Below are 14213 nucleotides of genomic sequence, written 5' to 3'. Positions count from 1 at the left end.
TCATTCCAACATTTCAGCAAAACGTACAACTGAGCTTCTTGCTCGTGGATTTTCGATAACTTCTCTTGCTGTCGGTTTCATTTTGCCTAACACTTTCAATATCGGGCTACCAATTGCTTTTAATTGCACATCGGTTAATGGTAATCCGACCGGGATTTTTGGTCCTCTGCTATGCTCGCGGATAAAACGCTTAACCAATCTATCTTCCAATGAATGAAAACTAATAATCGACAACCGTCCCAGCGGTGCCAATACCTTCAATGAACCCTCTAATGCTTTTGCTATTTCTTCTAATTCACTATTGATATAAATACGAATTGCCTGGAACGATCGCGTTGCTGGATGCTTATGTTTCTCTTTAAACGGACTAACTTGTGCTATCAATTCTGCAAGTTGTTTTGTCCGTGTTAATGGCTCTTCCGCTGAATGATGGTTACGAGCCACAATCGCTTTTGCAATTCTTTTTGCAAATCGTTCTTCACCATAAGTTCTCAATACCCAGGCTATATCCGATTCTTCCGCCTTCATCAGCCATTCAGCGGCAGATTGACCTGTCGTCGGATCCATTCGCATATCTAATGGTCCATCACGCATAAAAGAAAAGCCTCGCTCTGGATCATCTAATTGCGGTGATGAAACACCTAAATCAAGCAGTACGCCATCAATCTTGCCAACTAATTTTTCTTCTGCAATAAATGTCTGTAACTGAGAAAAAGAACCATGTTTAATTAAAAATCTGTCATCAGTGATCCTTTTTTCAGCGGCTGCCACTGCATGCGGATCTCTATCTATCGCGATCAGGCGCCCTTCACTGCCTAACCGGGAGAGAATTAATTGCGAGTGCCCTCCCAGGCCAAAAGTACCGTCAACATAAATGCCATTTGCTTTTATATTCAATCCATTGACTGCTTCATCAAGACGCACACTGATGTGTTTAAACCGACTGTCTGCCATATTAAAGAGATAGCTCCTGTAACCGCGTTGATAATTGGTTCATTTGTGCTGTGTTGAGCCTCAACATCCGTTTGTACTTACTGATACCAAGTCTGCTCATCCCATAACTCAAATTTATTAATTTGACCAACCCGCATAACTGCCTTTTTGAGCCCGGCATGTTGCCGCAAAGTATTAGCGAGCAAAAGACGACCTGCACTATCCATCTGACATTCACTGGCATGCCCAAGTAATAAACGCTGAACACGACTTTCAGCCGGATTCATAGTAGAAAGTTGTGATAGTTTTTTTTCAATAATTTCCCATTCAGGTAATGTATAAAGTAATAGGCATTGCTGATGAAGGTCGATAGTAAAAACCATCTGCCCTTCAGACTCCTCGTTCAGCATACCGCGATAACGCGTAGGCACGGTGAATCGCCCTTTGCTGTCGAGATTGACGAGTGTTGCGCCACGAAACATATCTCTTCAATCCTTATATTACAAAAATCACCACATTACACCACAATTTACCACTTACTATAGAGTTTACGAAGGGTATGAAAATCTTGTCAAGCAACAGCACGGTGCTGTGGTTTTATTTACAGAATAATGTTGGAAGATGATTGGTGGGTTTTCTGACGAGTAAAAAATTAAAAACAATTAACATTATTATACAATTGAATAAATTAATTTTTATACTTATTTCAGATAACACTTTATCCATACAAATAACAATTAATCAAGCTTCCCCAAAATTATTTGTCGTAAAATTTTAAAAATTATATTATTTATCAGTATATTGCAAATACTGATAAATATACAGTAACTTTTTATATCGCTTATCGTACAAAGTCTATACTTTGAATAGAAAAATATTCTATATTAGTCCGTGACTATTTTATGTGTGAAGCTTATTATTCGAAACAATTTTATTAGGAATTATCCGAATTATTACTATTTATTGTTATTAGTTTATTAATTTTTAAAAAATACGCCATTTTAATAGCGCATTTTTTAAATGTGATTAAATAATTTTTAACTTAAGTTAAATTTTACGACTTAAGCTACCTCTTCTACATAGGTCACGCTGGATACGTGTTACACCAATGCTTGGCTTATTATTTTCACTTAAACTGGCTAATACCAGTTCTATTACTTTATCAGCAATAGCTTGGTGACGTTGAACAACCGATAATACTGGACAAGTAAAAAAATCTAACAATTCATTATCACCAAAAGTTGCAATTACAATATCATTTGCTAATTGCCCATTACGCTTTAACATCACGTCCATTACTCCTTGTAACAGAGAAAATGATGTTGTAAAAAACGCTTCCGGCATTTCATTATGATTTAACCACTGCGCAAAAATTTCTTCAGCAGCATGACGTTCATAACTACTCGCATATAAATAAGTGACATAATGTGAATTATCTTGCCAAGATTCTCTAAATCCCTGTTCACGTAATAAGCTAACAGAAAGCTCTGGCAGAGCACCTAAATAGAGAACTTTTTTAACCGAAAATTTGTGTAATGCAGTTGCTAACATTTTGGCATCTTGTAAATCATCACCAACAACACTAATAAAATGCTGTTGTTCTAATGCGCGATCTAAAGCAATAATAGGTAATGAACGGTTAGTCCAGCGCTGATAAAAGGGATGTTCCGGGGCTAGAGCGGTAGAAACAATTATTGCATCCACCTGACGCTTTAGTAAGTGCTCGATACACCGAGTTTCGTTATCTGGTTGATCCTCCGAGCAGGCAATGAGTAACTGATACCCACATTGACGTGCCTTACGCTCAAGATAATTTGCAATCAGTGTATAACTGGTATTTTCTAAATCTGGGATCACCAAACCAATTGAATGGGTACGACCAGCTCGCAGACCTGCAGCAACCGCATTTGGATAATAGTTATGTTCCTTAACAACAGACATCACTCTTTCAATAGTCTTATCACTGACTCGATACTGTTTAGCTTTATCATTAATAACATAACTGGCGGTTGTGCGAGAAACTCCGGCTAGACGGGCAATTTCATCCAATTTCACGTTGATGACCCCTTTTACAAACAGGAAAAGTCTCAAAAGCTTGAGACAATAAATGTTGCTCCATTTTAACTTGCTGAAGAGATATTTTCACCGCAAAATTTGCTTTTTTTTCACCATGAAAACCCTATTAGAATTTAGTCTTGGTACATGGATTCAATTTCACGCTGATATCGTTGTGCGATGATCATACGCCTTAATTTTAAAGTCGGGGTTAATTTGCCATTTTCCATAGAAAAACCAATAGGTAACAGAGTAAAACGTTTTACTTGATGAAAACTGGCAAAATTCTTTTGCATTTCTTTAAGGCGTGAAGGCGTGAATCAAATAGTTCAACAATACGACTATTACGTAATAGCTCCAATCGACAGCAATATTTCAAATTAATTGAATGGGCACACTCTTCCAGTGCATCAAAACAAGGCACGATCAGTGCGGAAACAAATTTACGCGCATCAGCGATTACTGCAATATGTTCAATAAAACGATCTGGACCTAATGCCCCTTCAATCCATTGAGGAGCAATATATTTACCATTAGAGGTTTTCATTAAATCCTTTAACCGTTCGGTAATGAACAAGTTTCCGGCTGCATCAAGCTTACCGCTATCTCCTGTTTTGAACCAACCATCTTGGGTGAAGGCCTGTGCTGTTTCAGTTGGCTTATTAAAGTAGCCCCTCATTACAATAGGCCCTTTAACCTGGATCTCATTTTCCTGACCAATACGCACCTGAATATCAGATAGCGGTGTACCAATCGAACCTAAGCAATAATTATTCTCTTCCCAACAAGAAATTGTTGCGCAAGTTTCTGTCATACCATAACCATATTTGATATTGATACCGACAGCCAAAAAGAAGCTAATAACTTTATCATCAAGATGAGCGCCAGCGGCAGGTAAAAAACGTAACCGACCACCTAAAATCATTTTTAATTTATTTATTTAATACCCATTTATCCGCATTACTATAAAAAAAGGCTATGTCTGCGTTAAATGTTGTACATCGAACAGGCCCAAGGCTTCTTGCAGTAAAATCACAGGATTGATTAGGATTTTATGGCGCTCTATTATGCGTCTCCAGCCCAGATAATGCGTAAGGTACCTGGTGGCGACCCCATGAAACGAGCGCATCCAGTTTTTCAGTCTGCTGTCGTAGGCGTTAACATTCTGAATATGAAAAGGTCCATTCACCCTGCGCGTCTGCCTGAGGTTTACCGGGCAATGTGGTATTCCCTGTTCCCGGGCCACGTGGGCATAGATCTTCGTACTGTCGGTGCAAAGAATCGCATCCGCGTCGATCAAGGGCGCTAACCGCTCTCCGACATGCCGAATGTCAAGTTTATCCAGCTGGAAGTCGGCATGTTGACCGCTACGATCCTGAACCACCAGTACGGGGATCTGCTCGGCGGATATCCCCCGCAACCTGGCTTTTCCTCCCCGTTTTCGAGGAGGTCGTGGAAGTCCCCTCTTCCCTTTGAACGACTCAAGGAAGAAGGTTTCATCAGCTTCGACGATACCGGACGCATGAACTGCCTGATGTCCGGCAATCTGCTTCAGAAATCAGTGTCGCCAGCGGAACGCTGTATCCTTGTTTATGCCACAGCCTGTTGCGGCCTTGCGTACACTCAGACTCTGAATCAACATATCAGCATAATCCAGCCAAAGATGCCGCTTTCGTAACCGGGCCATTGGCGTACCTGTCATTGGGTTACAGGTTTTACCACAGTATTTGCAGCGATAGCGGGGAAGACCACTACTGAATCCCCACGGTCGTAATGCCCACAGATGGCAATGTAGGCAGTTATTCGGTGTAGTTCTCAACACATCCGGGAGAGGTTTGTCTACTGAAAGAGAGGCTTTCACCTGCTCCCGCTGCTCATTATTAAGGCTGGAAAGCTTGGAAATCCAGCGATCAAACTGAATCGCGTCCATGATGTATACCTATCGTCGGAAGAAATCATGATCAGTTTAGCCCACAACCACACTTTACGCAGACATAGCCAAATATATCGTGGAATAGTATTTTCATTTATATAGTCAGCCAACTTAGTATTTAGTGGTTATTGCACTAATTTAGACCCATTATTCTCAGCAAATTTATTAAAAATAATTTTGTCAAAGTAAGCTGATTATTTTAAGATCTGCTACTAAATAACCTATAGCTTATAATTTGTGACCTAAAAGGATAGCGTAATGCTTGACGCGAAAAAAATTGAACAAGTTGTTCGCCAGATCAAAGATACCTTACCGCAAGGAATACGCGACTTAGGCGAAGATCTTGATAAAAAGCTACGGGCAATATTACAGTCCCAGTTAGGAAAACTCGATTTAGTCTCACGTGAAGAGTTTGATATTCAAACACAAGTTTTACTGCGAACCCGTGAAAAAATGGCACAAATGGAAAAACGCATTGAACAATTAGAAAAAAAACGGCTAGCCAACGAAAACAAGAATGAATAACAAAATGCCACGATACTATTATCGTGGCATCGCTATTGTTTATCTCAAAATATTAATCACTTTGCATAATGGTATTAATAATATTTGTCGTCGACAGCCCCGCTTCAAAATTAAGCACTTTAACTTCACCACCTGCCGCCCAGACCTCTTGGCTACCAGCAATATCTTCCGGCTTATAATCGCCACCTTTGACTAATACATCGGGTAAGATTTCACTGATCAGGCGTTGAGGAGTATCCTCTTCAAAAGAGACCACCCAATATACTGAACCTAGCGCCCCTAACACGGTCATACGCTGAGCTAATGGATTAATAGGACGATCATCACCTTTTAGCCGTTTAGTTGAAGCATCACTATTCACCGCAACAATTAATCGATCGCCTAACTTACGTGCATTGGCTAAATAGATAACATGCCCAGCATGTAAGATATCAAAGCAACCGTTGGTCATCACAATCTTTTCACCACGGCAGCGGGCAGCTGCAACCGCATGCTTTAGCTGCTGCTCATTCATCACACCAAAACCATCATCAGTTCGACCATGAATGGCATTCTCCAGCTCAATGGGTGATACCGTTGAAGTACCCAGTTTTCCAACCACGACTCCAGCAGCCGCATTAGCTAATACACAAGCTTGATGAAAATCGAGTCGAGCCGCCAACGCCGTTGCCAAAACACCAATAACCGTATCACCAGCTCCGGTAACATCATAAACTTCCTGCGCTTGGGTCGGTAAATGTAAAGGCGGTTTTTCACGCTGCAACAGTGTCATCCCGCGTTCTGAACGAGTGATAAGTAATCCCTTAAGATCAATGGAATCAATTAACTTCATTCCTTTCTGCTCAATTTCGCTATTGTTTGCACATTTACCAACAATAGCTTCAAATTCAGACATATTGGGAGTTAATAAAGTCGCTCCACGATAACGTTCAAAATCACTACCTTTCGGATCAATAAGAACTGGCACTTGAGCAGCATTTGCTAATGCAATGATCTGCGAAATTTGTGCTAACGCACCCTTACCATAATCAGACAATACCAGTGCCACGACGCGTGGCAAAGCTTGCCGAATCCGATCTAACAGCGGATTTATATCGACATCACCGAATCCTTTTTCAAAATCTAGTCGAATAAGTTGTTGATTATGCGATAAAATTCTCAGCTTAGTAATCGTAGGATGCGTTGATAATGTAACAAAATCACAACATACATTAGCTTGATTAAGCTTTTCGGTTAATACTTGAGCAGCAGCATCAATACCAGTCAGCCCTAGCAAACGAACATTAGCGCCCAAAGCTGCAATATTCATGGCAACGTTAGCAGCACCACCAGGACGTTCTTCTTTCATTTCCACTTTAACGACCGGAACCGGCGCTTCTGGTGAAATTCGGTTAGTTAATCCATACCAATAACGATCTAACATAACATCGCCGATCACCAAAATACTAGCCTGTTTAAAATCAGGGAGAGTGATTTTCATCCATAGTCCAATTACAAATAAATTACCGCAATCAAGATTGCTACCAATAGTAACATAGCCCAACTCTATCAATCATACTAAAAGTACGGCGAGTCAATTCTATTTCAACTTAACTAGCATAAAACCATTTTTGCCAACTAAGCAGAACTTTGTTACGTTGCTGTTCAAACTGAGAGACTAACACTTTACTGGGTAACGCCTGTAATGACAAATGATGCAAGGTATCTCTCATTTCAGTATAAATTTGAATTAACTTTTCAGCTTCCTAGGTAGGCATTACAGCATATTCAGCTAACATGGTAAAAATACGCACATTATCTGACCAACAGAGTAATGCTACATTGTCTGCGCAGTAACGTAATACCAGATATTGAGCAATAAATTCAATATCATTTATACCACCAGGATCGGTTTTTAAATCAAAATATGCCTGCTGCCGATTAGCTTGATGCTGATACATTTTTTGTCGCATTTCAACGATCTGTTGACGTAATATCGTTTCTTCTCTTGGTATGAGCAGTGCTTCGCGTCGAATTCGATTAAACTCTTGTTCTAATGACGGTTCAGCGAAAATCGTTCGTGCTCGGATCAAAGCTTGATGCTCCCAGATCCATGCTTGCGTTTTCTGATAATCCTCGAATGATTGCAAAGTACTTACCAACATGCCAGATTCACCAGATGGACGCAAACGAGCATCTACCTGATAAAGAATACCCGATGAAGTTCGCGTACTAAAAAGATGAAGAATTTGCTGAGCTAATCGTAAATAAAACTGGCGAGCTTCGATTATGTGTGGCCCATCGGTAACAACACACAATGGGCAATCAAACAAAAAAACCAAATCTAAATCAGAACCATAACCCAATTCAAAGCCACCTAGCTTACCATAACCAACCACTACAAAACCGGTTACAGCAGCTTGTTGTTGAGATAAATGAGCAGGTTTACCATAACGCTTAATTAACTTATTCCACGCCCGTCTTACTACTGCATCAATAATGGCTTCCGCTAAATAGGTTAAATGATCACTCACTTTCATAACAGTAAGAACACCAGAAATATCTTCTGCGGCAATGCGTAACAGCTGTGCTTGTTTAAATTGCCGCAATGCTTCAAGTTGCTGTTCATCATCATCTTCATCAATACGCAATAAATATTGTCTCAATTCATCGCGATAAGCCGTAACAGGTAAAGGCTGATATAGTGAGAAGGGATCGATTAATTCATCCAGTAACAACGGATGACTAGCTAATTGCTCAGCGATCATTGGGGAAGCCGCACAAAGACGGATCACATGGGTTAATACCTGTTCAGACTCTAAAATTAATTCTAAATAAGTTGTTCGGCTCACTATACTAAGTAGCAAAGGAATAATTCGTTGCAAAATACTATTAATATCATCTCTATGATAGATTTTAGCTATCAATTTTGGCATCAATTTATCAAGAACATCACGACCACGGGGCCCGATAGTTCGCTTAGCTAAATCTTGGCGAAATAGCCATAACTGTTTAATAATATTTTGCTTTTTTTCGTCATTAAATTCAGAAAATAGTGGGGGCAATTCACTTTCATTAGCAATTTGTTGCCAAAAATAGACAAAAATGTTAACTCCGTATCATCGCTTTTCTCATCATCTTGGCCAATAATTTGCTTAAATATAGCGTGGACACTTTGCATTCTGACGATGAGTTGCTGATAAAACGCCGACCAATCGTCAAACCCCATCGCCCAGGCCAGTCGCGCGCGATGTAAAGTGTGCTCAGGTAACATCTGGCTTTGTTGATCATTAATCGATTGCAATATATTTTCTGCTCGACGCAAAAACAGATAATTATCCGTTAATTGCGTGACCTGCTCCTTTGTCAGCAATGAAAGCTCACCGATTGCAATCAATGTAGGTAACAAAGCCTGTGAGCGCAATTTAGGTTCACGACCACCTCGAATTAACTGAAAAACCTGGCCAATAAATTCGATTTCACGGATACCACCTGCACCCAATTTAATATTATTCTGCCAACCATGACGGCGTACTTCAAGCGCTATCATGTTTTTCATATTACGCAACGATTGAATAACACTAAAATCGATATAACGTCGAAAAACAAAGGGGCGCAACATATTTTTTAATCCATCAGTATAAATTGAGCGATCATTACCTATCATGCGCATTTTGATCATGGCATAACGTTCCCAGTCGCGCCCCTGCTCCTGATAATAATCTTCTAAAGCAGCAAAACTAAAAACTAATGGTCCACTATCACCAAACGGACGTAGACGCATATCAACACGATAGACAAAACCATCTATCGTTTTTTTCGTTAATAGGCTAATGAATTTTTGGCCTAATCGGGGCTTTGTTGAATAAATCAGAATTAGCCGCCAGGATGGCTCCCTCTGCTACAGCTGTTATCCGATCCTGACGCTGGGTGGCATACCCAACAACGTCATACGGTTCAGCGCTTTGACCATCGCCATTGCTTCACCTACCTGAGCCTCATAGTCACGCAGCCTCAGATGGCCACCCAGCAAAGTTTTTATGCGGAACATCGCTGTTTCTGCTACTGAACGCCGGTGATAACCCACTTTCTTTTTCCACATATCATTACTCCTGCTCAGACGCTGATTCGCCACCGCATGGTTACGTTCATGGTACTTGTCCGGCCAGTATTTCGCTCCGCTTCGCGGCGGGATAAGGGGCCTGATTTTCTTTCTTAGCAACGCGTCGTGGCAGTAACAGGCGTCATAAGCACCGTCTGCTAACACTTCCCTGATTTTCCGGTGGGTTTGGTTAATCAGGCCCGGCAGTGCCTGCGCATCTGTCGTTCCGCTGAGCGATAAGTCGGCACAGATAATCTCATGAGTCACACTGTCTGCTGCCAGATGAAGCTTGCGCCACACTCTTCGTCTGTCAGCCCCATGCTGCCTGACTTTCCATTCACCTTCGCCAAAGACCTTCAGACCGGTACTGTCGATGACCAGATGCGAGATTTCACCACGCGTTGGCGTTTTTATGCTGATGTTGACGCTCTTTGCTCGTCTGCTGACCAGCGAGTAGTCCGGACAGCACAGCGGCAAAGACATGAGTTTAAAAATCGAATCAACGAAGCCCTGTAATGCCCGTAGCGACAGGTTAAACACACGCTTCATCATCAGGACAGTGGTAACAGCCATATCGCTGTAGTAAAGCGGCCGGCCACGACCTTCAGGCGAAGAACAGTCAGTCCATCCAGCGATGGCCGACTCATCAAGCCAGACCGTCAGGGAACCGCGTTGTCTGAGTGCCTTGTTGTACGCGGGCCAGTTGGTAATTTTAAACTTTTGCTTTGCCATGGGGACCTGATGTTGAAACGAATTTAGCGATCAGCTCCGCCAATCACCTAAAAGTTCGATTTATTCAACAAAGCCAAGATAACATTCAGCCTATTTATAGAAAATCACATAAAATGTGTAACGATAGAATTTTTGCTAGTTATTTTTTAAAGCAATCTTTATCCAGTTATTAAAAAGTTGTTGATGAGCTTTTATCCAACCTTGAGCATGACGTTCAATGTCAGCTTGCGAAGCTTCACCATCATGCATACGAAGATTTTGGGCATTAATATCTGTAATTGGAATTTCCATAATGGCAAATAGTTTTGCCGCCGCAGGATTTTTTGCTGCCCAAATTTTATTGGCGACGATATGCATTGTACTAGGAGGAAAACCATAATTTTTACCATTTGCTAACGTGGTATCACTTTTATCATCATTTGGTAGTGAAGAAAAAGGAACTTGCAACCAAATAACGTCTTTACCCGGTTTAAGCACGGCGTTGACCCAATAAGGTGCCCAGGTATAATAGAAAATGAGTTTACCTTCTTTGTAACGAGTGATGGTATCCGCTATCATCGCTGCATAATTACCCTGATTATGCTCAACGGTTTTGTTTAGTTGATAAGCATTTAAATGGTTATTAATGGCCGCTTCACAGCCCCAACCTGGATTACCACCAGTGAGATCGGCTTTGCCGTTACCATTGGTATCAAATAATTTAGCAATATTAGCATCTTTAAATTGCGCTATGTTGGTGATGTGGTATTTATCCGCCGTTTTTTTATCTATCAGATAACCTTGAACGGCATTACTGACATAAATGCCTTTACGGTATAGGCGGTTATCTCCACCAAACGCTGCATATTGGGCATTATGTAATGGTTGCCAATTGACAGCCATAAACGTCGCATCACCGGCCGCAATTGATGCGTAAGCAACGGTATAGTCCACCTCTTGGATGGGTAAAATTTGATAGCCTAGTTTTTCCAATGCTTTATTAACAATCAAAGTTTGGAAAGTCTCTTCTGCAATTGTGCTTTGTATCGGTTGTACTTTTATACCTTTACCTGGTAGTTCAGTGGCGGCAAGTTTAATACTGATTAATGTTGTTAAAGCCGCAGCCAGCAAAATAGTTTTACGCATGTGATTTCCTCTCTAGGGGGTATCGACAAAATGAATAGGCTAAAATTGTTTATATGATAAAAATGACATCATGTTTATTTGCAGAAACGAGTTTTAGTTTTTTGCAATAAACAGGTCATTAAGCCAATAGGCCCCGAGTGATACCAAGCGGTATTTTTTTTAATGCAGGCTTTTTCACCTAATGATTGGGTTAGCCGATCCAGAATAATAGCCAATATAACAATACCAGTACCACCTACCGCTGCTAGTCCCATATCTAATCGACCAATGCCCCTTAGTACCATTTGACCTAACCCGCCAACAGCAATCATAGATGCAATAACAACCATTGAAAGTGATAACATCAATGTCTGATTAACTCCCGCCATGATAGTAGGCGCAGCAAGCGGTAACTGAACTTTAAACAAAAGTTGATTTCGACTGGCACCAAACGATTCTGCAGCTTCAATAAGATCATCGGGTACTTGCCTTATTCCCAAAATAGTTAGTCGAATAATTGGCGGTAGAGCAAAAATAATTGTGACGACAATACCAGGGACATTACCAATACCGAATAACATAACAATAGGTACCAAATAAACAAATGCTGGTGTAGTTTGCATTGCATCTAGTAGAGGCCGAATTATTTGGCTTGCTGGTTTGCTATTTGCTAACCATATTCCCAATGGTAAACCTATTAACAGACAGAAAAATAAGGAAGTTAATACCAGAGATAAAGTTATCATTGCTTCTGGCCAGGCGCCAATAGCTCCAATGAAGACCAATGAGATGCAAGTTGCTACTGCCACTTTTTTATTTGATAACTGCCAGGCTAATAGAGCGAAACAAACAATGATAAAAGTAGCAGGTAATGTTGTTAGGATTTGTTCAAAACGACTTAACATAAAATCAATCGGCAGACGGATCCCTTGAAATAATGGGCGGAAGTGTAAAACTATCCAATCGATAGCATGTGAAACCCATGAGTCTAACGGTATGAGTGGTTGTTGAAAGGGATGCATGATATCAAAATGTTTGATTGGTACATCGGTTACCGGGATGTCTAACCAATCTGTAGAGGTTTCTGTTGTTATAGTGTTCCAAGGATCATGAATTATTTCTTGACTTATGTGAGTTTGGTTATCCATTTATTGTCTCCTTATCCAATGTTTGCAGTAAGATCCCTTTAGAAATAACGCCAATATAATGTTGATTATCACCAATAACAGGAACTGCACAGGGAGATTGAGCAATAGTTGAAATAAGTTCATTAAGTGGAGTGTTGGCATCAATAGCACAAGGGGAGGTTAAGATTGCCTGTTCAATATTTTTTTTATCGAATAATGCTTGTTCCAATGAGTTGATGGAAACTATACCGACAAATTTGTGACCTCTTTCAATTAAATAACCATAATCACGATCTTCATCATTCAGTATTTTTAGTGCTGAACGTGGGCCAAAACCAGGAGCAATATGTAACAGGGCGTCGGGTCTACGGCGGGCAATATCTTTGGCAGAGAAGACTTGGCTAATATCGACGCCACGAAAAAACGTTTTAACATAATTATTAACCGGATTATTTAAGATCTCATCAGGGGTACCAACTTGGATAATAACGCCATCTTGCATAATTGCGATCCGGTCACCTATCCGCATAGCTTCATCCAGATCATGAGAGATAAAAATAATCGTGCGTTGTTTATCACCTTGTAATGACAGTAATTCATCTTGCATTTCTGTTCTAATTAGTGGATCTAGCGCAGAGAATGCCTCATCCATCAGCAAAATATCAGGATCATTAGCCAATGCTCGTGCAAGGCCAATACGTTGGCGCATACCACCTGATAATTCGTTTGGAAAAGATTGTGTCCATTGTTCAAGATTAACTTGTCGCAACGCGGCTAATGCTTTTTCTGTTCGTTCTGGTTTGGCAACACCAGCTAATTCCATACCAAATGCGACATTATCTAATACATTGAGATGGGGCATTAATGCGAAGGATTGAAATACCATACTAATTTTTTTACGCCGTACTTTACGTAATTTTTCCTGCGAAATATTAGCAATATCTTCACCGTCAATTAAGACTTGGCCTTTGGTCGGTTCAATTAGGCGATTGAGGAGGCGCACTAGGGTAGACTTTCCTGAGCCCGATAGACCCATAATGACGAAAATTTCGCCTTCTTCAATGGACAGATTGGCGTCTTTAACACCAATAGCTAAACCGGTTTTATTAAATATTTGTTCTTTAGTTAAGCCTTTATTGATAAGTTTAAAAGCTTGGTGAGGATGATCTCCGAATATTTTGTACAAATTTTTCACTTCTATTTTAAATGACATGCAATAACAATATCCTATGGTTAGTTAATTAATTGGCGTATTAATTTTTCGTATCCTTATTTAAATTTATGTTTTATATAACTTAACATAATGAAATATTCTGGCAACCCTATGTTTAACAAAATTAATCAAAAAGGTGGGTGTAATTTTTAGCAAATATTGCATAAAACGTTATTTTTATTACCAAATTATTTTTTAATAAATGAGATTTTTGTTTTTAACTGGTTGTTATTACTGCAAATATATTGAATTTTACTTTGAGGATGGCATTTTTTTATTATCAAATAATCTTTAATATGATTTTTTATTTACCAATTAAATGAATTTATGAATTTAATTATTTTTTGTTTTTTTATAGAAGAATAATATGAGTAATTGATTAATATAAAGCGTAAAGATAGGTTTGCTTTGTGTTATCAACTAAAAAATTGATTTGCTAGCTGTTATTGATAATAAAAAGCAGGCTAAATAAAATATAGATATATAATATTATATGTCGTATTTATTTAG

At 39.8% G+C, this 14213-nt stretch carries 9 protein-coding genes and 4 pseudogenes; 2 read left to right on the top strand and 11 right to left on the bottom strand.

What is annotated here, in order from left to right; translation table 11 throughout:
* From rsmH to E3U36_RS00370, 5 genes and pseudogenes are all read right to left on the bottom strand, one after another.
* Nucleotides 1-954: a 16S rRNA (cytosine(1402)-N(4))-methyltransferase RsmH gene (gene rsmH / locus E3U36_RS00390; protein WP_180816739.1), complete on the bottom strand. Its 954-nt coding sequence runs from the start codon at nt 952-954 to the stop codon at nt 1-3.
* A 1-nt stretch (nt 955) separates the two neighbouring features.
* Nucleotides 956-1415: pseudogene (mraZ, locus tag E3U36_RS00385) on the bottom strand (division/cell wall cluster transcriptional repressor MraZ).
* 565 nt (nt 1416-1980) lie between these two features.
* Nucleotides 1981-2988 carry a catabolite repressor/activator gene (gene cra / locus E3U36_RS00380; protein WP_180816738.1) on the bottom strand — a complete coding sequence of 336 codons (1008 nt, stop codon included), beginning with the start codon at nt 2986-2988 and terminating at the stop codon, nt 1981-1983.
* Between the two features lie 134 nt (nt 2989-3122).
* Nucleotides 3123-3919, bottom strand: a pseudogene (locus E3U36_RS00375) (AMP-binding protein); the annotation flags it as partial.
* Nucleotides 3920-3964: 45 nt separating this feature from the next.
* Nucleotides 3965-4918, bottom strand: a pseudogene (locus E3U36_RS00370) (IS1595 family transposase).
* 261 nt (nt 4919-5179) lie between these two features.
* Here E3U36_RS00370 and ubiK point away from each other — a divergent pair.
* Complete coding sequence (ubiK, locus tag E3U36_RS00365; RefSeq protein ID WP_180816737.1) at nt 5180-5446, top strand: ubiquinone biosynthesis accessory factor UbiK; 267 nt, start codon at nt 5180-5182, stop codon at nt 5444-5446.
* Nucleotides 5447-5498: 52 nt separating this feature from the next.
* Here ubiK and hldE read toward each other — a convergent pair whose 3' ends face one another.
* The 3 genes and pseudogenes from hldE to E3U36_RS00350 form a co-directional block, all read right to left on the bottom strand.
* Nucleotides 5499-6926 carry a bifunctional D-glycero-beta-D-manno-heptose-7-phosphate kinase/D-glycero-beta-D-manno-heptose 1-phosphate adenylyltransferase HldE gene (hldE, locus tag E3U36_RS00360; protein WP_180817463.1) on the bottom strand — a complete coding sequence of 476 codons (1428 nt, stop codon included), beginning with the start codon at nt 6924-6926 and terminating at the stop codon, nt 5499-5501.
* A gap of 109 nt (nt 6927-7035) precedes the next feature.
* Nucleotides 7036-9278 (bottom strand): annotated as a pseudogene (gene glnE / locus E3U36_RS00355) (bifunctional [glutamate--ammonia ligase]-adenylyl-L-tyrosine phosphorylase/[glutamate--ammonia-ligase] adenylyltransferase); the annotation flags it as partial.
* Nucleotides 9279-9335: 57 nt separating this feature from the next.
* Nucleotides 9336-10259 (bottom strand): IS5 family transposase, encoded by a 924-nt coding sequence (locus E3U36_RS00350; RefSeq protein ID WP_180816736.1) that lies wholly within the window; start codon nt 10257-10259, stop codon nt 9336-9338.
* Here E3U36_RS00350 and E3U36_RS00345 point away from each other — a divergent pair.
* Nucleotides 10253-10432 (top strand): hypothetical protein, encoded by a 180-nt coding sequence (locus E3U36_RS00345; protein WP_180816735.1) that lies wholly within the window; start codon nt 10253-10255, stop codon nt 10430-10432. The two genes, E3U36_RS00350 and E3U36_RS00345, sit on opposite strands and share 7 nt — an antisense overlap.
* Here E3U36_RS00345 and proX read toward each other — a convergent pair.
* The 3 genes from proX to proV form a co-directional block, all read right to left on the bottom strand.
* Nucleotides 10395-11384, bottom strand: coding sequence for a glycine betaine/L-proline ABC transporter substrate-binding protein ProX (proX, locus tag E3U36_RS00340; protein WP_180816734.1), 990 nt, complete (start codon nt 11382-11384; stop codon nt 10395-10397). The genes E3U36_RS00345 and proX overlap by 38 nt on opposite strands.
* A gap of 74 nt (nt 11385-11458) precedes the next feature.
* Nucleotides 11459-12511, bottom strand: a complete 1053-nt coding sequence (gene proW, locus E3U36_RS00335; protein WP_180816733.1) for a glycine betaine/L-proline ABC transporter permease ProW — start codon at nt 12509-12511, stop codon at nt 11459-11461.
* Nucleotides 12504-13703: a glycine betaine/L-proline ABC transporter ATP-binding protein ProV gene (gene proV / locus E3U36_RS00330; RefSeq protein WP_180816732.1), complete on the bottom strand. Its 1200-nt coding sequence runs from the start codon at nt 13701-13703 to the stop codon at nt 12504-12506. Before proV ends, proW begins: the two co-directional genes overlap by 8 nt.
* Nucleotides 13704-14213 lie beyond the last annotated feature (510 nt).

The organism is Arsenophonus endosymbiont of Aphis craccivora (assembly GCF_013460135.1).
GTDB lineage: Bacteria > Pseudomonadota > Gammaproteobacteria > Enterobacterales > Enterobacteriaceae > Arsenophonus > Arsenophonus nilaparvatae.
Note: the sequence above shows the minus strand (reverse complement) of the source record. Positions and strands in the feature narration are given on the sequence as shown.

Coding starts and splice junctions, on each gene's coding strand:
- rsmH (WP_180816739.1), bottom strand. CDS start 954: ATGGCAGACAGTCGGTTTAAACACATCAGTGTGCGTCTTGATGAAGCA.
- proW (WP_180816733.1), bottom strand. CDS start 12,511: ATGGATAACCAAACTCACATAAGTCAAGAAATAATTCATGATCCTTGG.
- proX (WP_180816734.1), bottom strand. CDS start 11,384: ATGCGTAAAACTATTTTGCTGGCTGCGGCTTTAACAACATTAATCAGT.
- proV (WP_180816732.1), bottom strand. CDS start 13,703: ATGTCATTTAAAATAGAAGTGAAAAATTTGTACAAAATATTCGGAGAT.
- E3U36_RS00350 (WP_180816736.1), bottom strand. CDS start 10,259: ATGGCAAAGCAAAAGTTTAAAATTACCAACTGGCCCGCGTACAACAAG.
- hldE (WP_180817463.1), bottom strand. CDS start 6,926: ATGAAAATCACTCTCCCTGATTTTAAACAGGCTAGTATTTTGGTGATC.
- ubiK (WP_180816737.1), top strand. CDS start 5,180: ATGCTTGACGCGAAAAAAATTGAACAAGTTGTTCGCCAGATCAAAGAT.